The sequence below is a fragment of the Streptomyces sp. NPDC054975 genome, from assembly GCF_053609105.1.
In genome coordinates this window covers 63,336-84,842 of the sequence record NZ_JBSGWV010000018.1, presented here as the reverse complement: position 1 = coordinate 84,842, position 21,507 = coordinate 63,336, and the positions used below count along the sequence as shown (strand labels likewise).

The window sequence follows — 21,507 nt, the reverse complement described above, 5'->3', positions numbered from 1 at the left end:
CTCACTTCGCGAAGCCGAACGACTCCGACCCCTCGACCTTCGCGCGCAGTCGCTTGCCCTTGTCGGTGGCCTGGTCGTTCAGCTCCTGCTGGAACTCCCGCATGCGGCCGAGGAGTTCGGCGTCGTGCGCGGCGAGGATACGGGCCGCGAGCAGGCCCGCGTTGCGCGCGCCGCCCACCGAGACCGTGGCCACGGGCACACCGGCCGGCATCTGCACGATGGAGAGCAGCGAGTCCATGCCGTCGAGGTACTTCAGCGGGACCGGCACGCCGATGACCGGCAGCGGGGTCACCGAGGCGAGCATGCCCGGGAGGTGGGCGGCGCCGCCGGCGCCCGCGATGATCGCCTTCAGCCCGCGGTCGGCGGCCTGCTCGCCGTACGCGATCATCTCGCGCGGCATCCGGTGGGCGGAGACGACGTCGACCTCGTACGTGATCTCGAACTCGTCCAGGGCCTGGGCCGCGGCCTCCATGACGGGCCAGTCGGAGTCGGATCCCATGACGATGCCGACGACGGGCGCGGTGGAGGTGCCGGTGGCGGTGCTCATTCGGTGATCGTTCCTCGCAGGTAGCCGGCGGCGTGACGGGCGCGCTCCAGCACGTCGTCGAGGTCGTCGCCGTAGGTGTTGACGTGTCCGACCTTGCGGCCGGGCTTCACGTCCTTGCCGTACATGTGGATCTTGAGCTGGGGGTCCCGGGCCATGCAGTGCAGGTACGCGTAGTACATGTCCGGGTAGTCGCCACCCAGCACATTGCACATGACCGTCCACTTCGCGCGCGGGCGGGGATCGCCCAGCGGGAGGTCGAGGACGGCGCGGACGTGGTTGGCGAACTGCGAGGTGATCGCGCCGTCCTGGGTCCAGTGGCCGGAGTTGTGCGGACGCATGGCCAGCTCGTTGACGAGGATCCGGCCGTCACGCGTCTCGAAGAGCTCCACGGCCAGATGGCCGACGACGTCGAGCTCCTTGGCGATGCGCAGGGCGAGCTCCTGGGCCTGGCCGGCCAGCTCGTCGGAGAGGTTCGGCGCGGGTGCGATCACCGTGTCGCAGACGCCGTCGACCTGCTGCGACTCGACGACCGGGTAGGCGACGGCCTGGCCGTGCGGGGAGCGGACGATGTTCGCGGCGAGCTCGCGCGTGAAGTCGACCTTCTCCTCGGCGAGGACCTGGACGCCCGCCCGGAACGGGTCGTGGGCGTCCTCTTCCGTACGGACGAACCAGACGCCCTTGCCGTCGTAACCGCCGCTCACGGTCTTGAGGATGATCGGGAAGCCCCCCACCTCGGCCGCGAAGGCCGCCGCGTCCGCCGGATCGGCGACGATGCGGTGGCGGGGGCTCGGCGCGCCGATCTCGTCGAGCTTGGCGCGCATCACCCCCTTGTCCTGGGCGTGCACCAGCGCGGCGAGCCCGGGGCGGACGACGACGCCGTCCTCCTCCAGGGCGCGCAGATGACCGGCGGGGACGTGTTCGTGATCGAAAGTGATCACGTCACAGCCACGCGCGAAGTCACGCAGCGTAGCCAGGTCGCGATAGTCGCCGAGGACGACATCGCTCACCACCTGGGCCGCCGAATCCTGCGGGGTGTCACTGAGCAGCTTGAACTTGATGCCGAGGGGGATGCCCGCCTCGTGGGTCATACGGGCGAGCTGACCGCCACCGACCATGCCGACTACCGGGAACGTCACCCTCTTAGGGTATCCGCACCATGCGGGAAGCCTTCCCCGCCTGTGCTTTACGACAGCCGAGCTGGATTTTCCGTGGTTTGCAATGTCCCCGGGCGGGTCACAGGTGGGCTGGTTAGCATGGCTGGGTTGACGCAAACGAACGGACGGAGCTGGGCCATCACCATGAGTGAACAAAGCGCACTACGTGTGCGGCTTGACCGGCTCACACGTGAGTTCGCCAAGTTCGGAGCGGTCGGCGGCGTCGGCCTCCTGGTGGACCTCGGCGTCTTCAACCTGGTCCGCCACGTCACGGAGCTGCCCGTGGTCCGGGCCAGCATCATCGCCACCGTCGTGGCGATCGGCTTCAACTACCTCGGGTTCCGCTACTTCACGTACCGTGACCGCGACAAGAGCAGCCGGACCAAGGAGCTGACGCTCTTCCTGCTGTTCAGCGCGGCGGGTCTGGTGATTCAGAACGGCATCCTGTACGCGGCGACGTACGGCTTCGGCTGGGACACCCCGCTGCAGAGCAACATCTTCAAGTTCCTCGGCATCGGCGTCGCGACGCTGTTCCGCTTCTGGTCGTACCGGACATGGGTGTTCCGGACGCTGCCGGCCCGGGAGGCGGTCCAGACCGCCGAATCGTTCCTGGAGCAGGCCCCGAAGCAGGCGACGAGGAAACAGCCCGACCGCGTGCGGTAGGGCCCTAGGGTCTTTCGTTTGGATCAGGCCGGATCAGGGAGCGGGGTCTGGTGCCGTGGATCGCAAGGCGGAGGAGGGCGCCATGGCGGAGCCATGGCAACCGACGACAACGCGGCGAGGCGCGGTGCCAGACTCCGCGAGCCCGGCCTGATCCAAACGAGAGGCCCTAGCGGACGGGGCGCTCCCGCTCCTCGTCCCTGCGGCTTCTGACCTCGCGGCTCAGGAAGAGCGCGAAGACCGGGGGCTGCTGCTGGAGCAGCTCCAGACGTCCGCCGTCCGCCTCGGCGAGGTCACGGGCGACGGCGAGGCCGATGCCCGTGGAGCTGCGTCCGCTGACCGCGCGCTCGAAGATCCGCGCGCCGAGGTCGGCGGGGACACCGGGGCCCTCGTCGGTGACCTCGATCACGGCCTGGTTGCCGGTGACACGGGTGCGCAGCGCGACGGTGCCGCCGCCGTGCATGAGGGAGTTCTCGATCAGCGCGGCGAGCACCTGGGCCACGGCCCCGGGGGTGCCGACCGCGCGCATGCCCTGCTTGCCCGAGTGGACGATGGCGCGGCCCGCACTGCGGTAGGCCGGGCGCCACTCCTCGATCTGCTGCTTGATGACCTCGTCGAGGTCGAAGGCGAGGGCGGAGCCGGTGCGGGGGTCGCGGGAGTTCGTGAGCAGCCGCTCGACGACGTCCGTGAGCCGCTCGACCTGCGTGAGCGCGATCGTGGCCTCCTCCTTGACCGTGTCGAGGTCGTCGGCGACGGCGACCTCCTCCAGACGCATGGAGAGCGCGGTGAGGGGCGTACGGAGCTGGTGCGAGGCGTCGGCGGCGAGCCGGCGCTCGGCGGTGAGCATCCGGGCGATCCGCTCGGCGGAGGCGTCCAGGACGTCGGCGACCCGGTCGAGCTCCGGCACTCCGTACCGCTTGTGACGGGGCCGCGGGTCGCCGGAGCCGAGGCGCTCGGCGGTCTCGGCGAGGTCGGTGAGGGGGGACGTCAGCCGGTTCGCCTGCCGTACGGCGAGGAGGATGGCGGCCACGACGGCGAGCAGGGCGACGGCGCCGATGATCAGGAGGGTGCGGCCGACCTCGCTGGTGATGGTGGAGCGCGACTCCTCGACGGTCACGGTCTCCCCGCGTTCGCCCTCGGCCGTGCCCCGGATGACGCTGCCCTCGGGGCGGCTGCCGATCTCGATGGGGGCGCGGCCGGGGATCTCGATGAGGGCGTACCGCTTGGCGCCGCTCTGCTCCGCGAGGATGTCGGGGTTGACGGGCTCCCCGCCGAAGAGACGGCTGTCGACGATGGAGACGAGCCGGAGCGCCTCGGAGTCCACGCTCTCCTGGGCGCTGGAGGAGATCGTGCGCGTCTCGACGATGACGAGGGAGACGCCGAAGACGGCGATGACGACGAGGACCACGGCGAGCGTGGAATTGATCAGGCGACGACGCACGGGGGCCTTCCGGGCGGTGTGGGGTGTACGCCCCGAGAGTACGGGGGCGATCTCCACTCGGGCCGGGGTTGTGGGGTGGCGGGGGCGGCGTCGGCGTGCGGGTCAGGGCCCGGGTGGGGGGCGGCGTCCGCGTCCGGGGGTGGGTCAGCTTTTTTCGAAGCGGAAGCCGACGCCTCGGACCGTCGCGATGTAGCGCGGATTCGCCGCGTCGTCGCCGAGCTTCTTGCGGAGCCACGAGATGTGCATGTCGAGCGTCTTCGTCGACGACCACCACGTGGTGTCCCAGACCTCCCGCATCAGCTGGTCACGCGTGACCACCCGGCCCGCGTCGCGGACCAGGACGCGGAGGAGGTCGAACTCCTTCGCGGTGAGCTGGAGCTCCTCCTCGCCCATCCAGGCGCGATGCGACTCGACGTCGATCCGCACGCCGTGGGTCGCCGGGGCTGCGGCCGGCTCCGTGGCGCCGCGCCGGAGCAGGGCCCGGACCCGGGCGAGGAGCTCGGCCAGCCGGAACGGCTTCGTCACGTAGTCGTCGGCGCCCGCGTCGAGACCGACCACCGTGTCGACCTCGTCGGCACGCGCGGTCAGGACCAGGATCGGAACCGTGTGCCCCTCGGAGCGCAGCCGCCGGGCGACCTCCAGACCGTCCATGCCGGGCAGCCCGAGATCGAGCACCACGAGGTCGACCCCGCCCTGGAGTCCGGCGTCGAGGGCGGTCGGCCCGTCCTCGCGCACCTCGACCTCGTACCCCTCCCTGCGCAGCGCGCGGGCCAGCGGCTCCGAGATGGATGCGTCGTCCTCGGCGAGCAGTACACGGGTCATGGAGTGATGGTAGTCCGCACCGCCGACGCCCCGGGGCATGATCCACATCCTCGACCCGGCCCCTGCGGATCAGGGTGGCCATCCTGCACATGACCTTCGAATGGCCTTCACTGGTTCCATGGTCACCTGTGATCCATCTCTCAAGTCCTTCCAATTCAGGCACTGTCGTGGCGTAAGGTGGCGAGACGTCTGATGCGGTAAACGGGGACCTTTGGCTCGCAAGACACGCCAAGGGTCTCTTTTCTGCACAAGGCCGGCACCGCCGGCCTTGAGGACGGTGAACGACCTGTGGGCCGGGTTCCGGAACGCGATACCGCGGACCGGGGCGTGGATCCCGGCGGGGTGCGACCGCTCCCGTCGGTGCCGGCCTCCCCCACCGGGCGCACCACGCTCACAAGGCGCGCGTCCCGACAGAGCAAGGATCGACATGGCGTCCAGCCTGACGACGGCTTCCGCCGGAACCCCTGGTTCCGAGAAGACGTTCCTCGGCCACCCCCGCGGCCTGGCCACCCTCTTCTTCACCGAGATGTGGGAGCGCTTCTCCTACTACGGCATGAGGGCTCTCCTCGTCCTGTACCTGGTCTCCGGAGGCGCGGACGCCGCGACCGGCAGCCAGGGCGGCGGCCTCGCGATGACGGCGGCCACGGCGACGGCGATCTACTCCGTCTACGTCTCGATGGTCTACCTGATGGCCATGCCGGGCGGCTGGTTCGGCGACCGTGTCTGGGGCGCCCGCAAGACCGTCACGATCGCCGGTTTCGTGATCATGGCCGGTCACGCCTCGCTGGCCATCCCCGGTCAGGCGATGTTCTTCGTCGGCCTCGCGCTCGTCGCCGTCGGCTCCGGTCTGCTGAAGGCCAACATCTCCACGATGGTCGGCCACCTCTACGACGGCCCGGACGACCCGCGCCGTGACGGTGGCTTCACGCTCTTCTACATCGGCATCAACCTCGGTGCGTTCATCGCCCCGTTCGCCGTCGGCACCCTCGGCGAGAAGGTCAACTGGCACCTCGGCTTCGCCCTCGCCGCACTCGGCATGGGCGCCGGCCTCGCCTGCTTCCTCGCCTTCACCAAGAGCCTGAGCCCGACGAGCAGCGTCGTCCCGAACCCGCTCTCCGCCGAGGAGAAGAAGCGGATCCTGGTCAAGGCCTCGCTCGTCGTCGCGCTCGCCGCCGCCTTCTACGGTGTCATCGTCGGCCTCGACGTCTTCACCCTGAACTGGGCCCTGGTCCCGCTCACCCTCGCCGGTCTGCTCATCCCGATCGCCGTCCTGGTCCGCATCAAGCGCGACAAGGACCTCGACAAGACCGAGCAGTCGAAGATGAACGGCTACATCTGGTTCTTCGTCGCCGCCGCCATCTTCTGGATGATCTACGACCAGGGTGGCTCCACCCTGTCGCTCTTCGCCGACGACAAGACGGGCACGATCTTCGGCTTCGACCCGTCCGCCACCTGGTACCAGTCGCTCAACCCGATGTTCGTCATGGCGCTGGCCCCGGTCTTCGCCTGGCTGTGGCTGTGGCTGGCCCGCAAGAACCAGGAGCCCAACACCATCGTGAAGTTCGCGATGGGTCTGGTCCTGGTCGGCGCGTCCTTCTTCATCTTCATCGTCCCGATGAGCATGGCGGGCGACGGCACCCTGGTCTCCCCGATGTGGCTCGTCTCGATCTACATGATCCAGACCATCGGTGAGCTGTGCCTCTCCCCCGTCGGCCTCTCCGTCACCACGAAGATGGCGCCGAGGAAGTACGCCTCCCAGATGATGGGTGTCTGGTTCCTCGCGGTCACCGCCGGTGACTGCACCACGGGTCTGCTCTCGCTGGCCGGTGTGGACCTCAACGGGACCGGGATCATCGCCCTGCAGGCGGCCCTCGCGGTCGGCGCCGGCTTCGCGGTCTACATGTACCGCAAGAAGGTCCAGGCGCTCATGGGCGGCGTCCACTGACGCCTGGCTCCGTACGCGCCTGACGCGACTGACGTGCCTGAGGGCCGCCGCACCGGTTTCGGTGCGGCGGCCCTCAGCCGTTTCGCCGGGTACGGATACGTCAGCGCCGCAGCCGTGCCCACGGGGTGAACGTGAACACCGCGCCGCCGAGCAGGATCACCGTGCCGGCGACCAGGGCGAGCGCGCGCAGGGCGCCGTCGTCCTCGGCGCCGGTGTCGGCGAGCCCGCCGCCCGAGCCCGCCGAGCCCGAGCCGGAGCCGCTGCCGGACGCCGCGTCACCGCCGCCCGCCGCGCCGCCGTCCACCTTGGACGTGTCGAGTTCGAGGGAGGCCTGGACCGAGCCCTTGACCTGGCAGGGGATCACGATCGGCGAGCCGCCGAGCGAGACGCTGATGGTCAGGGTGCCGGGGCTGAGCGTGGACTTGCCGTTCGCACCGGGCTTGTACGTGCCCTTCATGTCCGGCAGGTCGACCGGCTTGCCCTGCTCCAGCGGAGCGGCGTTCGCCGGGCCCTCGACCTTGACCGCGCCGCTGTCCGCGCCGCCGAGCTTGACCGCCATGGACGGCTTGAGCGCGCCCGCGGGCAGCGGGGCCGGGCTGTCCATGACGCCCTTGGCGGTCTTGACGGTGAGTTCGTAGTTCCCGCCGCTCTTCTTGGCGTTGATGGTGACCTTGGAGGTGATGTTCGCCGGGCCGGGCGACTGGCAGGAGAACTGGACCGCGACCTCCTTGCCCGGGAAGTCGGTCTGCCCGCCGCCACCACCGGAGGCGCTGCCACCGGAGGTCGTACCGCCCGAGGCCGTGGATCCGCCCGAGGTGGTCGAGCCGCCCGAGGTGGTCGAGCCGCCGGAGGTCGTCGAGCCGCCGGACGTGCTGCCGCCGCCCGCCGTCACCTTGATCTTCGCGCCGACCGGCACCGCCTCCTTCGGCGAGCACTTGGTGTCCGTCGACATCGGCTTCGAGACGTTGATGTTGTACTTGTCCGGCGTCAGCGTGATCTCGCCGGCCTTCTCCAGCTTCAGCTTGCCCTTCATGTCCGGCAGCACCATCGGGCTGTTCTTCGGGATCGGCGGGTTCTGGCGCGGCCCCTCCATGGCGAGCGTGCCGCTCGCCGCTCCGCCGACCTTGATCGTGCCGGTCGGCTTGACCGTGTCCTTCTCCAGATCGAGGACGTCGGGGTTCTTGGACGCGGCCTGGACCGTCTTCCAGACGACCTCGACCTCGTCGCCGACCTTCGCCTCCGCCGGCGCGGTGATCTCCACCTTCGTGGTGCCCTGCACCGGTGGGAGACCGGAGATGGACGGCGGAATGCACTCGGTCTTGAACGAGATCTCGGCCGCCTGCGCGGGGCCGGCGGCCAGCAGGATCCCCGCGCCGCCGAGCATCAACGCGACTCCCGCCGCGCTCATCCTCCGTTGCGTGCTCACTGATGTCCCTTCGTCGTCGGGCTGATCTCTGACGGTGCGGACGGTGCGGAGTCCGGGGTGAACCACGGCAGGACCGTGGTGGCTGTGGATTCGTCCCGCTCGGGAGCGGGGCGGGGTTCGGGGGTACGTACGAGAGCACGGCGGCGGCCTCGGTGTCCGGAGCGGGGCCCGGAGGCGCCGCCCGGGCGGACCCGGTCCACCACCGCCATCCCGATCCGGAAGAGCGCGGCCGGGACGACCACGGCGAGCAGCAGCCAGAAGAGCGTCACGCCCCAGGGCCGGCCCACGCCCCACGGCTGGTCGACCAGGACCTTGCCGGCGTACTTCACCGACACCTCGTAGTCGCCGTGCGCGCCCGCCGACAGTTCGACGGGCAGCTTGATCTGGGCCTTCTTGCCGGGTGGGATCGTGCCGCGCCACTGCCGTTCCTCGTACTGCGGCGAGAAGACGCCGTGGCTCGTGCCGACCTGGAAGACCGGGTCCTTGACGGGCGTCTGGCCGAGGTTGCCGACGGTGAAGACGACCTCGCGGCGGGCGGGCGCGCCGAACCAGACGAGGACGCCGCTGGAGCCTTCGAGGCGTACGGAGGCGAGGACCGCGAGCCGCCCGGTGCCGCCCGCCTCGGGCAGCGGGGCGGTCGGATGCCCGGCGACCGTGAACGCCACGTCCACGACGTCCTGCTGACCGGTGACGCCCGCGACGTGCACCACGCAGGGGCACGGCTTGGGCGGTTCGGCGACCGGCATCTTCTGGCTGAAGGCGCCCTGGGCGTCGACGGTGGCCGCGCGGCCGAGGGTGTTGGCGCAGGAGTTGGTGCCGCCGATGACGCCCTTGCCGGGCTCGCCCTGACCGCAGATCAGCAGCATGAGCAGCGCGCCCGGCTTCCATCCGGCCCCGCTCACGGTGATCTCACCGCCCTTGCCGCCCTCCGTCTGCGACAGCGCGACGGTCGGCCCGGCCGCCCGCGCCTGGGCGGTGGGCGCAAGGAGCGCGAGAGCGACCAGCCCGGCGAGGACCGCCGCGACGACCGCTCCCACGCGGCGGCGGCCGCGCGCACGCCGGACCGGTCGGGCCTCCGCGCCGGGCAAGGGCGGGGCGGATCGCGTCGGGAGGGTGTCCGTCGCGGACGGTCGCCGCGCGTCTGCGCGCCGGACCGCCCGGCGGCCCGCGGTCCTCGCCGCGAGCCGGGCGCTCCGTCCCGTACCGCTCGTTCTCATCGGTCCGCTCCTGCCGTCACGTCCACCAACTGGGGTTGCTCCACCGGGATGTCGGCCTCCTCCGCGGCCCGGGGGCGGCGTCTTCGGAGGACGAGGGCAGCCGCTCCCGCCGCCGTGAGGGCCACGGCCGCGCCGACGCCGAGCGCGCCCGTCGACACGAACACGCGCTCGGCACGGGCCTCCGACGCCGTCGCGCCGGGGGCGGTCGCGCGGACGTGGACCGTGACCGAGTCGAGGGCGGGCAGGTCGGGCCAGGGTTCGGTGCGGGTGGCGCGTTCGCCGGGGCGGAGGGTGAGCGGCAGGGCGCGGGCGGGGCGGTCCAGGACCGTCCCGAACGTGCCGTCGGCGCGCACGGACAGCGTCGGCGTGAGGACCGTGCTGCCCCGGTTGACCAGGGTGTAGCGCAGGGTGCCCGAGGCGTCGAGCCGTACGTCCTCGACGGTGAGCGCCGCCAGGCTCGGCCCGCTCACCCGCAGGTGCACCGGCACCCGCACCTCGCGCCCGCCCGCCGCCACGGTCACCGTGCCCCGGTGCTCGCCGAGGGCGGTGCCGGCGGTCACGGTCACCGCGAACGGCACGTCCGCCCGTGTCCGCGCCGGTACCGTCACCGTGCGCGCGGCGAAGGCGAGCGGGGTGCCGTGCCCGCCGAGCCGTACCGTGAGCGGCCGCTCGCCGGGGTTGGTCACCGAGAGGGTGTCCTCCAGGACGCTGCCGCCCGGCCCTTCGAGATAGACGTACGGCCGCCCGGCGGCCGCCCCGGCCGTCCAGCCGGGCGCAGGCGCGGGCGCCGCCGCCACCGCTCCGAGCAGCGCGGCGACGGCGGTCAGGGTCCCGGCCCACGCCCCCCGCATCAGCGCGCCGTGCGCCGCGTGAGCCAGAGCACGCCGGCCGCGCCGGTCAGGAGCACGGTGCCGCCGAGAGTGCCGAGGGCCGTCGCGGAGTCGAGCGGGCCCGTCCTCGGCAGTTCGCCCGCGCCGCCGGTGTCCGAGCCGCCGCCCGTGTCCGAGGAGCCGCCCGCGGCGGTGACCTCCAGTTCGAGCGAGGGGGCCGGGTTGTTCTTCGGCGTACAGACGGCCGCGTCCATGCCGAGCGCGTGGACGGTGAGCAGCCCGGCCGTGAAGGTGACCTTTCCGCTCTTCCTCGGTGTGTACGTGCCCGTCAACTGCCCGATCTTGATGGGGGTGTTGGGCGGGATGGCCGCCGTGTTCGGGGTGCCCTTGACCTTGAGCGTCCCTGTGTCGTCGCCGCCGAGCCTCAGCTCGGCGCGCGGCGTCATGACCCCCTTGGGCAGCTCGATCGGACTGTCCGAGACACCCTTGTCGAAGGACATGGTGATCGTGTACGCCGAGCCGTTCTTGACGGCCTTGATGTCGACGGGCGAGACCGCGCTCTTGGGCCCGATCTTCGTCTCGCAGGCGTAGTTCACGTCGACGACGGTGGCGTGCGCGGCGGGGGCCGAGGCCAGGACTGCCGACCACGCCACGGCCGCTGCCAGCGCGAACGCTGTTCTCCTCCGGTACGGCACGATCCAAGCACCCCTCACCGCAACGTTACTGACGGTACATCAGATTGCGCGTCAAGGTACGCCTGGGGCGTTGAGGAGGGAAGACAAAGGGAGGGCCGAAGTACGTGACGATTCCGTGTTCGCACAGGCGGGCCTCGTGCGCCCGCACAGGACTCCGTACACGCGCGCCGGGGCGTGACGGCGGATCGCGCAACCTCTAGGCGGGGGCCGCCAGTTCGGCCCAGACGGTCTTGCCGGGGGCACCCGCCGTGCGCTCGATGCCCCAGTCGAGGCAGAGCCGCTGGACGATGAACATCCCGTGTCCGCCGGGCCGCGCGGCCCGGTGCGGGGTACGGGGCGCGGGCTGACCCGCACCCAGGTCGACGACTTCGAGGCGCAGCACCTTGGCCCGGCGCACCACGCGCAGCGCCTCGGGGCCCTCGGCGTGCAGGCAGGCGTTGGTCACCAGCTCGGAGACGACGAGCAGGACGTCCTCGGCGGCGGCCCTGGCGTCGGCGGTGACGGCCGGCAGCCAGCCCCAGTCGTACAGCGCCGTCCTGGTGAAGTCGCGGGCGAGCGGAACGGTGCCGCTGGTGGCGCCGAGCGCGAGCGTGCGTACATCGAGCACGGCGGGGCCCCCGACGGGACCCACCGATCCCTCGACCTCCCTGCCACCGGCAGCAGTGTCCATCAGCGCTTCACCTCACCGATTCACCAGACAGATTCACCAGACAACGGACGAAACCGGGGCTCTCCTGCCCGGTCCCCTCCCGACGACACTCGCCACGTGCTACTCGGGCAGAGCCGCCGCGAGCGATTCGTGCACGGTGAAGACGACGTCCGCACCGGTGATCTCGAAGACTCTGGCCACGACCGGCCGCATCCCCGTCAGATGGACCCCTCCGCCGGCGGCCTCGGCCTTCAGCCGGGCCCCCAGGAGCACGTTGAGGCCGGTGGAGTCGCAGAAGTCGAGCTGTGAGCAGTCGACCACGAGCCGTGACCGGCCCGCATCGAGGGCGCTCTCGAGTGGCGTGCGCAACACTTCGGCCGTGTGGTGATCGAGCTCACCCACCGGAGTGAGCACCTCGCTGGCCCCCACGGTGCGGACCTCGACCCGCAGCCTCCCTGGCTGCGCACTGCCGATGTGCTGGCGGTCCATGCCCGTGCCTCTTCTCGGTCTCGCGGATGCCGGTTGACGTGCTCGCACCTTACAAGTGTCGCGTCCCCCATTGCACCCGAACACCGCAGCATACCTACCTAAAACGGACAATTGACACTTGCAACCGGGGGCGTCGAGCGGGTAGGGCTAGTAAAGAACATTCGACACGTCCGGCTTGGAGGCGCCGCAAACCGCAGCAGGAAGAGACGATGGAGGAGACCATGTCACCCCGGCTCGACGCCCCGCGTACCCACGACGCGCCGTCGGCAGAAGTAACTCCGCCCCCCACCCTCGACGACCTTTCCAGGATCAGCGAGACCCCGCAGTTCGCCGAGATCGACGAGATCTCCGAGATCGGGCCCTTCGACCAGGTCGACCCGCTGGACGCGCGGGCACTCTCGAAGACGCTCTTCGCGCGGCTCGACGCCCTCGAGGAGGGCACGCACGAGTACGCGTACGTGCGCAACACCCTGGTCGAACTCAACCTCGCGCTGGTCAAGTTCGCCGCCTCCCGGTTCCGCTCCCGCAGCGAGCCCATGGAGGACATCATCCAGGTCGGCACGATCGGCCTCATCAAGGCCATCGACCGCTTCGACCTGACCCGTGGCGTCGAGTTCCCCACCTTCGCGATGCCGACCATCGTCGGCGAGATCAAGCGCTTCTTCCGCGACACCTCGTGGTCCGTGCGCGTCCCGCGAAGGCTCCAGGAACTCCGCCTCGACCTCGCCAAGGCCGGTGACGAGCTGGCCCAGCGGTACGACCGCGCCCCCACGGTCGGCGAACTCGCCGAGGAGCTCCACCTGAGCCGCGACGAGGTCGTCGAGGGCATGGCCGCCAGCAACGCGTACACCGCGAGCTCGCTGGACGCCCAGCCCGAGGAGGACGACAGCGAGGGCGCGCTCGCCGACCGGATCGGCTACGAGGACCACGGCCTCGAGGGCATCGAGTACATCGAGTCCCTCAAGCCGATGATCGCCTCGCTGCCGGCCCGTGACCGGCGCATCCTCTCGCTCCGGTTCGTCGCCGGTATGACCCAGTCCGAGATCGGCGAGGAGCTCGGCATCTCCCAGATGCACGTCTCCCGGCTGCTGTCGCGGACGCTGGGGCGGCTGCGCAAGGGGCTGACCCTGGAGGAGTGACCTTCGCGGTCTCCGGCGCACCTCCTTCCGGCGCCTCCCTACCGGGACCCCAAGTGACCCGTGGAAAGGGCCTGTTCCTCACCGGACAGGCCCTTCCGCGTTATTGACGGGTCGCCCGGAATGGTCCACATTGGGCCGGGGTTCAGGGGGGAATCGCATGGTTTCTGCGTACGCGGAACTGGAAGAGCGCATGCGCGGCCGGCTCGGGGGAAGAGAGTGCCTCCACGTGCCGTCGTGCCGCTTCGGTCTCTATCTCGCGCTGCGCCACTGGTGCGCGCCCGGCGGCCGGGTGCTGATGTCGCCGGTCAACGACGACGTGATCTTCTTCGTGGTCCTCGCCGCCGGACTACGTCCGGTCCAGGCGCCGCTGGACCCGCGCGACGGCTCGATCGACACCGCCGCCGTGCCCGAGTCCGTCTGGCGCGGCCTCTCCGCCGTCCTGACCACCAACCTGTACGGGAACCCTGACCCGGCTCCCGAACTGCGCGCCCGCTGCGACGCGTTGGGCATCCCACTCCTGGAGGACGCGGCCCACGCGATCGGCTCACGGGTCGGCGGCCGGCCGGTCGGCACCTGGGGCGAGGCGTCCGTGTTCAGCCTCTCCAAGCACACCGGGGCGAAGACCGGCGGGTTCCTGACCTTCGCCGACCCGGCCCTGCGAGGCGAACTGGCCGCCGCGCGAGACGAGTTGCTGCACCCGTCCCGTACGAGCGCCGAACTGGCCTATCTCGTACGGCCGTACGCCGAGGCCACCGTCCGGGCGCTGCGGCTCGTGAAGGCCGCGCACGCCACGCTGCGGCTGCTCGGGCGGCAGGAGCGCGAGGAGATCCGGATGCCGCTGCGGGCGGGCGAGTTGAAGCAGGCCGTCGCCGCGGCGCCGGGGCTCACGCCGTTCCACCCCTGGGTCCGCGTCGACATGCACGACTACCGCCTCGGCCCGGGCGCGGCCCGGCTGCGCCGTACGGGACGCCTGCTGGCCCGCCTGGACACCACGCTCGCCGCCCACCGAGCCGGTACGGAGCGCCTGGCGGCGAGCGCGTGGGGCGGGGGGCCGGGGGGCAGGGGCCCGGGGAGCGGGGGGCCGGGGGGCGCGGGGCCGGGGAGCACGGGGCCGGGGAGCACGGGCCCGGGGAGCACGGGCCCGGGGAGCACGGGCCCGGGGAACGCGGGGCCGGGGAGCACGGGCCCGGGGGGCGCAGGGCCGGGGAGCGCGGGGCCGGGGAGCGCGGGCCCGGGGAGCGCGGGCCCGGGGAGCACGGGCCCGGGGAGAGACGGGATCCAGCCGCTGTTCCGGGTCCCGCTGCTCGTCGACGACCGGGACGCGGCGATCGCGGCGCTGGCCCGGCGCCGGATCGTGACCGGCTACCTCTACGACCCGCCGCTCGACACGTACGCGGGCGACATCTTCACCGACCCCTCCCCCGCTCCCGGCCCGGCGTCCTGGTTCGCGCGCCACGCGCTGCCGGTGGACCCCCGACGGGCGGCCGAGGTGATCGAGACCCTGGACGCGGCGGGCGTCCGGCCGGTGCGGCACGGCGACCGTGACTGACGCCATCCGGCTACGCAAGCCGGATGGCCAGGGGCAGGGGGCTGCGGCGTCGGGACTGGGGGCCGACGCCGCGTCCGGCGGGGCGGGGGCGTCGAGCGGGTCGGGGGCCTCCGGTGCATCCGGCGCGTCCGGCGCGTCCGGCGCATCCGGCGCGTCCGGTGGGGACTCGATGTTCCGGAACGCGTACGCGCTCATGCTGTCCACCGGCGTCTCGGCCGCGCTCGGGCTCGGTTTCTGGCTGGTCGCCGCCCGCTACTACGCGGAGGAGGCAGTCGGACAGGGCTCCGCCGCCATCGCCGCGCAGCGCCTGCTCGCCTCCCTCACCGCGACGACGATGATCGGTGCCGTCGTCCGTTACGTCCCCCGGGCCGGCCGCGCCACCGGCTCCCTGGTCGGCCGGATCTACCTGGTCAGCTCCGTCGTCGTCGCCCTGGCCTGCGGGGTCTTCCTGCTCACCCTGGACTGGTGGGGACCCTCGTACGCGCCGCTCGGCTCGCTCTCCGCCGGGATCTTCTTCACCGCCTCCTGCGTCGGCTGGGCGCTCCTCACCCTCCAGGACGGTGTCCTCACCGGGCTCAGACGCGCCTTCTGGGTGCCGATCGGCAACGCCGGCTTCTCCATCGGCAAGCTGCTCCTGCTCGTCGGCTTCGCGGCGAGCATGCCGGTCCTGGGCGTCTTCGTGTCCTGGTCGGCGGCGATCGCGCTGTCCGTCGTCCCGCTCGGCTGGCTCGTCTTCCGCCGTCTCATTCCCCGGCAGGCCCGCGCCGAACGCGACCGCGAGCCGCCCGCCATGCGCGAGATCGGCCGCTTCATGGCGGGGGACTCCGTCGGCGCGCTGTTCAGCCTGGCCATGATCAACCTGTTGCCGGTGATGGTCGCGGTCCGTTTCGACGCGGCGCACAACGCGTTCTTCTACACCGCGTACACCGTCGGCGGCACGATGGAGTTCATGGCCATCAACATGGCCTCCTCACTCACCGCGCACGCCTCCCACAGCCCGGAGTCGCTCGCCGAGGGCGTGCGCGGGGCGCTGCGGCGCATGGCGCTGCTGCTGGTCCCCGTCGTCGTCGTGCTCGTCGTCTTCGCGCCGTACATCCTGGCGCCGTTCGGCCAGGACTACGCCGAGCACGGTACGACGGTGCTGCGCCTGCTCGCCGCCGCCGCGCTCCCCCGGGTCGCCGTGGAGCTGTACATCGGCGTGCTGCGCGTCCAGGGCCGTACGGGCGCGCTCGCGGTGCTCCAGGGCGCGATGTGCGTACTCGTCCTGGGCGGCGCGGCGCTGCTCCTCGGCCCGGTCGGGATTTCGGGCGCCGGGCTGGCGATGCTCGGCGCGATGACGCTCATGGCGGCCGCCTCGGCACCGGGGCTGCGGGCGGCCCTGAAGGGCGGGCGGGAGGAGATCGCGTACGGGACGAGGTGGGCGCGGCGGGCGGCGGAGCAGGAGTGGGGGCCGCGGGAGGCGTCCACGCTGGGCCTGCCGGTGTACGTCCCGCGGCCGGCGAGCGCTCTGGAGGACGGCGAGGGCGATGGCCGGGAGGACCGGCCCGGGACCGTGCTGTGGCTGCTGCTCGGGCTCGCCACGGCGCTCCTCTGGCTGCCGCTCGCCCACACGGACGCCGTCGCCGCGGATCGCCTGTCCGGTACGGAACTGATCGCGGCGCTCCCGCCGGTGTCCCTCGGCGCGGGGGTCCTGCTGGTCGTCCTGCACGGCGCGGCGGTGGCCCGGCGCCGGGTGCGTCCGCTGTTCACCGCGATGGTCCTGGGCACGACGTTCCTCGCCCTGCACATGGCGCCACTGCTGCTCGGCCTCCGCCCCGACCCGGCGGCCGGCCCCGGCACCACCCTGGTCCCCGCCGACGCCCTCCTGGCCCTGCCGATCGCCCTCCAGGCGCTCTGCCTGGCGCTCGCGACGGTACTGCTCCGCACCCTCGGCGCCAGCGTCCGGATCACGGCGTGCGCGGTGTGGATCCTGGTCTGGACAGGCTGGGCCACCCAGCACACCTTCGCCGCCTCCCCGCTACCGGTCCTCCTCGGCGTGTGCGGCGCCACGATGACGGCGATCGCGGTCCGAGGCCTACGCTCCGGAGGCAGCTGACGTCAGGCAACCTTGCGCAGCAGCACGACCCATCGCTCACTCTCCAGGCCGCCCACCCGCTCGAACTTCCAGGTCTCGTCCCGTACGGGGAAGGTGTCACCCAGGTACAGGAGATGCGTGCGCTCCTCGTCCGCCGCGACCACGAGCCGGATGCTGGGCGGCTCGCCGGGTGGGGCGTAGAGACGGATCACCGAGAACCGGGCATTGTCCGAGTCGCCGACCACTCGGGGCCACAGCCAGACTTCGTTGATCATGTTCCTATCCCATCGTGGTGAACTGGCTACTGCAGTTGTCCCTGAGTTCCTTGGCCGTGAGCGGCTTCGGATCGTTGAGGTTGTGCGGATTACGCAGATGGATGAGTCCCTGGTCGTCCACCCGGGTCACCTCATAGGCGTGACCGTCCACAAGGCCCTTGCGGAGATCCGGCTCGTCCTTCTCGAGCTTGCGCGTGCCGATCAGTATCGGGCAGCCCGCCTCGAGCTTCTCCCGGAACAGGGTGAGCAGCTGACGGTCCGGGCTGACTCCATTCATGTCGTACTGCGTGGGGACGTCGTCGGTGTAAGCCGGCCGCCCCGTGAGCTGCGTCAGCATCTCGGCACGGTGACTCGCACGGGTGCCCAGGTCGAGCCGTTCGTAGCCGGATGCCTGCCCGGGGCGGTCTCCCTCCCAGGTCTGGTCCACTCCCGCGAAAGCCTTCTCCAGGATTGCGGGCCAGGCGACGCCCTCGGCGCCCGCACGGGCGTAGGCAGGCTTGTCCGGCCGGTCGTACTGCACAACCAGCTCAGGCGTGATCGTGAGAACGGTGACAGCACCATTCGGTTCGCAGCGGGTCCAGTCGCCGCTGGAAGTCTTCTTTACCTGATGGAAGGTCACCTCGTAGGAGCCGTCGCTGTTCTCCTTGACGCACTCCGAGATCGCCTCCGGAAGATGCGTGGCAACAGCACCCATGGTGGCGATCACGCCACAGTCCCCGAGGCTGCCCTGCTCGGTCTGCTCACGCTTGGGCGGTCCATCGAAAAGTGGGGTCCGCTTCCCGTCAGGGCGTTCCAGAGGCGTGCCGTACTGGAAGAGGGTCACGCCGAATTCCGGGATCTCCATGGCATTGAACTTCGGCCGGTCCACCGTGGCGTACAGGTCGGCGGGAGCCTCTGCCGGCTCGCGGGATCCGGCAAGGGTGTCGCGTAGCTTCGCGAAGACATCTCCCAGGAAGGCACGTTCAGGGTCCTGGCGGTCCTCAGCCGCGTCCGCCTCGGGATCCTCCGGCTGCTCTGGCTCGTCCGGTTCTTGCGGTTCCTCCGGCTCGCCCGGCTCTCGCGGCTCTCTCGGTTCCTCCGGCGTACCGGAACGATCCGCGTACTCCGGTTCCCACGCCTCCTCGGGCTGCTGCGGCTCGTCCGGCTCGTCCCCCGTGTCGGGGAGCTCCGGCGCGGCGTCAGGCAGCGGTGGAGCCTCCACATCACCGTCAGTTGTGTGCAGCTCGCTCATACCGCCCCCGTCCCGTCCCCCACGGCCGCCGGCGGGAAATCGTAGTCGGTCTAGTGGCGGGGGACGGGCTGGTGGAAATAGCGGTCTTGGGCTGCCGTTCTGTAACCCTCCAGAGCTGGGCCCGAGTTGACCGTCAGGTCACACTCCTGGCCGCCCGGTACGGCGCGGTTCCAGTGGACGTAGGCGCGGGCCCTTGGGAGTGTGGGGGCGACCTTGGGGATGTCGGTGTACCACTGCCGTTGGCGTTCGGGGCGGCGCGGGTCGGGGGCGGTCGCGAACTCCGCGAGCATGATCGGTTTGTTCGCGGAGAGGTTCGCGCGCAGCCACTCGTAGGTCGGGCGCTGACTGGCTTCGAAGTCGAGCCAGTTGGGGGACTTGTGGCACTGGTAGTAGTTGTACTGGTCCATGCCGATCCAGTCGACGTACGCGTCTCCCGGGTACAGCGCCTTCATCGCCCCGGCGTTGCCGAGGTAGCCGGAGACCGTCCACACCCACACGACGTTGCGCACGCCGAGCCGCTCGAAGCGGTCGCGCAGGTGGCGGTAGGCGGCGACGTACTCCTCGGGGGTCCCCGCGCCCTCCTTGATGCGCATGTCGGTCTCCTGGTCGAAGGAGAAGAAGACCCGCTTGCCGTACGCCTTGAGGCGGCGCGCCTGCGGGTCGATGATCGAGGCGTCGTACCGGCCGGACGCGATGTTCTTCCAGCCGAGCTGCGTCTCGCTCCAGCCCGCGTGGTGCTTCTCCTTCCAGACCGTGGACTCCCAGGCCAGCATCAGCAGCCGGTCCTTGCCGAGTTCCACCTCGTCGGGGGTGAGGAGTTCGCCGTCCGTCGGGTTCCCTGACATGTCGTGGTACGTGTAGACGAGGTCGAGCTTGCGCCCGATCTTCTTCTCGAAGGCGTACACCGGCCTGGTGAGCGAGCTGTCCTCGTCGTACGGGATGTACGCGCCCCACCACGCGCCGCACGCCGGGACGAGCTTGCGGTCGGGCGCGCAGCGGTCGTCGGAGCCGTCGCCCTGGGTGCTCCAGACCCCGATCGCGGCGGCGAGCGCGCCGACGGCGGCGAGGGCGACGGCCATGGGGGCGGCGCGGCGCGGCGGCGACGAGGCATGACGTCGTCGGCTCATCGCCCGACACCGGGCTTCCGTTTGGCCCGGACGCGCGAGCTCTCGCGCTCGACGGCGCCCCGGGTGGCGGCGGGCAGGGGTACGCCCGGCAGCGCGGCGACGACGGTCACGAAGACGGCGAGCGCGACCAGGAACGCGGTCGTGGAGAACCCCTCCAGCAGGAACAACGCGGTCGCGGCGAGCGCCGCCAGCGACAGGCTGACGGGCGCGGCGAGTGCCAGCGCCTCCAGCCTGGCCCCGGGCCGCAGCCCGCTCGGCTGCGGGTGCAGCAGCGCGAGACCAGGCGCGAGGGCCACGAACGCGAGGACGGGGACCCAGCGAACCGGGGAGCCGCCCGGCAGCGCGGTGGCGCCGAGCGCGACCCAGCCGGAGGCCGCGAGCCCGATTCTGAGCCGGAGGTGTGCGGGTGCCATGGCGTACCTACTCCCGGTGATGGGGGGGCGGAGGCGTGGGGGGTGGAGGGTCTGCGGTCAGGGGGTGCGTGGCGTCGGTCTGCGGTACTCCAGGACCAGGCCGTGCTCGCTCTCCTCCACCACCCGGAAGAGCGGCGAGCGCTTGAGGTCCTCGCTCAGGGTGCGGAAGCTGCCCGGGGGCAGGTAGCCCTCGCCGATGACCGCCTTCTCCTGCGTCGGCGTGAGCACCACGATCGCCGGACGGCCCTCGGGGATGCCTCGGGCGAGGTAGCCCGCCGGGTCCTTCAGCATCTTGAGGTTCTCGGGCACGTCCTGCTCCGTGAAGAACCAGCGCTCGTAGTGGTCGTAGCGGTGGTACGCGCCCGGGAACGAGCCGGTCGTCGCGAGGATCAGCGTGCCGTCCGGGGCCCGGTCGTAGGCGCGCCGGGTGAGGGCGAGTTCGGCGGGCGGGGCGTAGTGCATGCCCTCCTTGCCGTAGTACGAGGGCAGGAAGCCGGCCAGCAGGGCGGTGAGCGCGAGCGGCAGCGCGACCACGGCCACCCGCCGTGCCGCCTTCGCGCCCCTGCCGACCGCCCCCGCCGCCGGGACGAGCGCGGCGGCGGCGAAGAACGCCGTACCCGGGAGCCCGAACAGGTAGACACGGAAGAGCATTTCGCCGCCGTAGTCGTTGACGGCGAACATCGGCACGGGCGCGGCGGCGGCGAGCAGCAGCGGCAGCGCGCTGCGGACGAGCCGGCGGCGCAGCAGCACGGCCGTGCCGGCGAGCGCGGCGAGCGCCAGGACCATCACGATGTTGGCCGCGCCGACGAGCTCGGGACCGGGGCCGGTCGGCTCGCCCGCGTATCCGGCGCGGGAGTTGGAGAGCAGGTCGCCCGCCGAGTCCTTCAGCGTGCTCATGGTCTCCAGGAACAGGACCCGGCCCATGGTGAGGTCCCAGGCCAGCATGATCAGGCCGGTGACGACGAGCAGCCCGATGTTGCGGTAGCGGCGGGTGAGGCAGAGCGCGAAGAGCGTGGCGCACAGCATCACCGGTGTCAGCTGGTGCGAGGCGTTGATGGTCGCGATCAGCGGCACGACGATCAGGACGGCGATCGCCCGCTGTCTGAGCGTCGTCGGCGGCGGCACGGCGGCCGCAGCGGGGTCGAGGAACGTACGGTCCCGCAGCCGCCCGGCCGACCGGGGCCGTACGAAGTGCCGTACGACGACGGCGAAGACGGTCAGATGGAGCAGGGACGCGAAGCCCTGCGGGGACAGGTAGTCCTGGCCGACCCAGTTGGCCAGCTGGAAGATCCACACCCCGGTCCACACGAGCCGCCAGTCGTCGGTGAAGGTGCGGTAGATCAGCAGCAGGACGGGGAGGGTGAGGACACCCAGGGCGACCGGCGCCCAGTTGATGAACGAGGCCGCCGATTCGACGCCGAAGGCGCGTACGAGCGCGGCGTCCAGCGCGAAGAACCCAGGCCACTGGTCGTACGCGGACATCCCGCCGGACAGCTCACGCTGCGGGTGCACCGTGCCTTCGGCCAGGAGCCGGCTGATCACGGCGTCGTGCTTGGAGGCCCAGGCGTAGCGCACGGAGTCGTACAGGATCGCCGGCGGTGCCTTCAGCGCCACGAGCAGGGCGACGCTGTACGCGGCGGGCCACCACGGGGCCGTACCGGCCCGTCGCAGGGCTAGGAGGATGCCGCAGGTCAGGGCGGCGAGGGAGGCGTAGAAGGCGAGCGGGAAACGGTCGAGGAGCCCGTAGTCGGCCATGTCGCGGAAGCCGATCCGGGGCAGCGCGTACAGCCAGAGGGCGGCGGCCAGCACCAGCGGGAGGGCGAC

Annotated in this window: 20 protein-coding genes; 5 read left to right on the top strand and 15 right to left on the bottom strand. The window is 71.5% G+C overall.

The annotated features are described in order from the left end of the window. Position 1 precedes the first annotated feature (1 nt). On the bottom strand, positions 2-547 hold the full coding sequence (gene purE, locus ACWF79_RS18425; RefSeq protein ID WP_453729141.1) for a 5-(carboxyamino)imidazole ribonucleotide mutase: 546 nt from the start codon (positions 545-547) through the stop codon (positions 2-4). Next, positions 544-1,683 (bottom strand): 5-(carboxyamino)imidazole ribonucleotide synthase, encoded by a 1,140-nt coding sequence (locus ACWF79_RS18420; protein WP_453729140.1) that lies wholly within the window; start codon positions 1,681-1,683, stop codon positions 544-546. The genes purE and ACWF79_RS18420 overlap by 4 nt, the downstream gene beginning before the upstream one ends. A 162-nt stretch (positions 1,684-1,845) precedes the next feature. Here ACWF79_RS18420 and ACWF79_RS18415 point away from each other — a divergent pair, with 162 nt between their 5' ends. Further along, a complete protein-coding gene (locus tag ACWF79_RS18415) occupies positions 1,846-2,364 on the top strand; it encodes a GtrA family protein (RefSeq protein WP_453729139.1) in 519 nt (172 codons plus the stop codon). Positions 2,365-2,530: 166 nt separating this feature from the next. Here ACWF79_RS18415 and ACWF79_RS18410 read toward each other — a convergent pair whose 3' ends face one another. Then, positions 2,531-3,802, bottom strand: a complete 1,272-nt coding sequence (locus ACWF79_RS18410; RefSeq protein ID WP_453729138.1) for an ATP-binding protein — start codon at positions 3,800-3,802, stop codon at positions 2,531-2,533. 144 nt (positions 3,803-3,946) lie between these two features. Next, positions 3,947-4,624 (bottom strand): response regulator transcription factor, encoded by a 678-nt coding sequence (locus tag ACWF79_RS18405; protein ID WP_453729137.1) that lies wholly within the window; start codon positions 4,622-4,624, stop codon positions 3,947-3,949. A 427-nt stretch (positions 4,625-5,051) separates the two neighbouring features. On the opposite strand from ACWF79_RS18405, the gene ACWF79_RS18400 reads away from it, so the two are divergent. Beyond that, positions 5,052-6,569: a peptide MFS transporter gene (locus ACWF79_RS18400; protein ID WP_453729136.1), complete on the top strand. Its 1,518-nt coding sequence runs from the start codon at positions 5,052-5,054 to the stop codon at positions 6,567-6,569. A 100-nt stretch (positions 6,570-6,669) separates the two neighbouring features. Here ACWF79_RS18400 and ACWF79_RS18395 read toward each other — a convergent pair whose 3' ends face one another. The 6 genes from ACWF79_RS18395 to ACWF79_RS18370 form a co-directional block, all read right to left on the bottom strand. Next, positions 6,670-7,977, bottom strand: coding sequence for a hypothetical protein (locus ACWF79_RS18395; protein WP_453729135.1), 1,308 nt, complete (start codon positions 7,975-7,977; stop codon positions 6,670-6,672). 14 nt (positions 7,978-7,991) lie between these two features. After that, entirely contained in the window at positions 7,992-9,212 is a 1,221-nt protein-coding gene (locus ACWF79_RS18390; RefSeq protein WP_453729134.1) for a hypothetical protein, read from the bottom strand. Then, positions 9,209-10,063: a COG1470 family protein gene (locus ACWF79_RS18385; RefSeq protein ID WP_453729133.1), complete on the bottom strand. Its 855-nt coding sequence runs from the start codon at positions 10,061-10,063 to the stop codon at positions 9,209-9,211. Before ACWF79_RS18385 ends, ACWF79_RS18390 begins: the two co-directional genes overlap by 4 nt. Next, positions 10,063-10,737: a peptidase gene (locus ACWF79_RS18380; RefSeq protein WP_453729132.1), complete on the bottom strand. Its 675-nt coding sequence runs from the start codon at positions 10,735-10,737 to the stop codon at positions 10,063-10,065. Before ACWF79_RS18380 ends, ACWF79_RS18385 begins: the two co-directional genes overlap by 1 nt. A 196-nt stretch (positions 10,738-10,933) precedes the next feature. Beyond that, positions 10,934-11,407, bottom strand: a complete 474-nt coding sequence (locus ACWF79_RS18375; protein ID WP_453729131.1) for an ATP-binding protein — start codon at positions 11,405-11,407, stop codon at positions 10,934-10,936. Positions 11,408-11,506: 99 nt separating this feature from the next. Continuing rightward, entirely contained in the window at positions 11,507-11,875 is a 369-nt protein-coding gene (locus ACWF79_RS18370) for an STAS domain-containing protein (protein WP_453729130.1), read from the bottom strand. A gap of 209 nt (positions 11,876-12,084) precedes the next feature. Here ACWF79_RS18370 and ACWF79_RS18365 point away from each other — a divergent pair, with 209 nt between their 5' ends. The 3 genes from ACWF79_RS18365 to ACWF79_RS18355 all read left to right on the top strand — a co-directional run bounded on the left by ACWF79_RS18365 (position 12,085) and on the right by ACWF79_RS18355 (position 16,658). Continuing rightward, positions 12,085-13,014, top strand: coding sequence for an RNA polymerase sigma factor SigF (locus ACWF79_RS18365; RefSeq protein ID WP_453729129.1), 930 nt, complete (start codon positions 12,085-12,087; stop codon positions 13,012-13,014). A gap of 157 nt (positions 13,015-13,171) precedes the next feature. After that, entirely contained in the window at positions 13,172-14,563 is a 1,392-nt protein-coding gene (locus ACWF79_RS18360) for a DegT/DnrJ/EryC1/StrS family aminotransferase (protein ID WP_453729128.1), read from the top strand. Between the two features lie 169 nt (positions 14,564-14,732). Beyond that, complete coding sequence (locus ACWF79_RS18355; RefSeq protein ID WP_453729127.1) at positions 14,733-16,658, top strand: lipopolysaccharide biosynthesis protein; 1,926 nt, start codon at positions 14,733-14,735, stop codon at positions 16,656-16,658. A 2-nt stretch (positions 16,659-16,660) separates the two neighbouring features. Here the strand turns inward: ACWF79_RS18355 and ACWF79_RS18350 are convergent, their stop codons facing one another. The 5 genes from ACWF79_RS18350 to ACWF79_RS18330 are packed head-to-tail and all read right to left on the bottom strand — an operon-like array spanning position 16,661 to position 21,492. Next, positions 16,661-16,912: a DUF6406 domain-containing protein gene (locus tag ACWF79_RS18350; protein WP_453729126.1), complete on the bottom strand. Its 252-nt coding sequence runs from the start codon at positions 16,910-16,912 to the stop codon at positions 16,661-16,663. Positions 16,913-16,916: 4 nt separating this feature from the next. After that, the gene (locus ACWF79_RS18345; protein ID WP_453729125.1) at positions 16,917-18,143 is read right to left on the bottom strand and encodes a C2 family cysteine protease; all 1,227 of its coding nucleotides are present in this window, start codon (positions 18,141-18,143) and stop codon (positions 16,917-16,919) included. Positions 18,144-18,193: 50 nt separating this feature from the next. Next, complete coding sequence (locus ACWF79_RS18340; RefSeq protein ID WP_453729124.1) at positions 18,194-19,270, bottom strand: glycoside hydrolase family 26 protein; 1,077 nt, start codon at positions 19,268-19,270, stop codon at positions 18,194-18,196. Further along, complete coding sequence (locus tag ACWF79_RS18335) at positions 19,267-19,683, bottom strand: hypothetical protein (protein WP_453729123.1); 417 nt, start codon at positions 19,681-19,683, stop codon at positions 19,267-19,269. Before ACWF79_RS18335 ends, ACWF79_RS18340 begins: the two co-directional genes overlap by 4 nt. A 57-nt stretch (positions 19,684-19,740) precedes the next feature. Beyond that, positions 19,741-21,492, bottom strand: a complete 1,752-nt coding sequence (locus ACWF79_RS18330; RefSeq protein ID WP_453729122.1) for a hypothetical protein — start codon at positions 21,490-21,492, stop codon at positions 19,741-19,743. Between the last annotated feature and the right edge of the window lie 15 nt (positions 21,493-21,507).

Coding starts and splice junctions, on each gene's coding strand:
- ACWF79_RS18400 (WP_453729136.1), top strand. CDS start 5,052: ATGGCGTCCAGCCTGACGACGGCTTCCGCCGGAACCCCTGGTTCCGAG.
- ACWF79_RS18340 (WP_453729124.1), bottom strand. CDS start 19,270: ATGAGCCGACGACGTCATGCCTCGTCGCCGCCGCGCCGCGCCGCCCCC.
- ACWF79_RS18335 (WP_453729123.1), bottom strand. CDS start 19,683: ATGGCACCCGCACACCTCCGGCTCAGAATCGGGCTCGCGGCCTCCGGC.
- ACWF79_RS18405 (WP_453729137.1), bottom strand. CDS start 4,624: ATGACCCGTGTACTGCTCGCCGAGGACGACGCATCCATCTCGGAGCCG.
- ACWF79_RS18360 (WP_453729128.1), top strand. CDS start 13,172: ATGGTTTCTGCGTACGCGGAACTGGAAGAGCGCATGCGCGGCCGGCTC.
- ACWF79_RS18385 (WP_453729133.1), bottom strand. CDS start 10,063: ATGCGGGGGGCGTGGGCCGGGACCCTGACCGCCGTCGCCGCGCTGCTC.
- ACWF79_RS18355 (WP_453729127.1), top strand. CDS start 14,733: ATGTTCCGGAACGCGTACGCGCTCATGCTGTCCACCGGCGTCTCGGCC.
- ACWF79_RS18390 (WP_453729134.1), bottom strand. CDS start 9,212: ATGAGAACGAGCGGTACGGGACGGAGCGCCCGGCTCGCGGCGAGGACC.
- ACWF79_RS18350 (WP_453729126.1), bottom strand. CDS start 16,912: ATGATCAACGAAGTCTGGCTGTGGCCCCGAGTGGTCGGCGACTCGGAC.
- ACWF79_RS18370 (WP_453729130.1), bottom strand. CDS start 11,875: ATGGACCGCCAGCACATCGGCAGTGCGCAGCCAGGGAGGCTGCGGGTC.
- ACWF79_RS18395 (WP_453729135.1), bottom strand. CDS start 7,977: ATGAGCGCGGCGGGAGTCGCGTTGATGCTCGGCGGCGCGGGGATCCTG.
- ACWF79_RS18375 (WP_453729131.1), bottom strand. CDS start 11,407: ATGGACACTGCTGCCGGTGGCAGGGAGGTCGAGGGATCGGTGGGTCCC.
- ACWF79_RS18365 (WP_453729129.1), top strand. CDS start 12,085: ATGGAGGAGACCATGTCACCCCGGCTCGACGCCCCGCGTACCCACGAC.
- ACWF79_RS18415 (WP_453729139.1), top strand. CDS start 1,846: ATGAGTGAACAAAGCGCACTACGTGTGCGGCTTGACCGGCTCACACGT.
- ACWF79_RS18345 (WP_453729125.1), bottom strand. CDS start 18,143: ATGAGCGAGCTGCACACAACTGACGGTGATGTGGAGGCTCCACCGCTG.
- purE (WP_453729141.1), bottom strand. CDS start 547: ATGAGCACCGCCACCGGCACCTCCACCGCGCCCGTCGTCGGCATCGTC.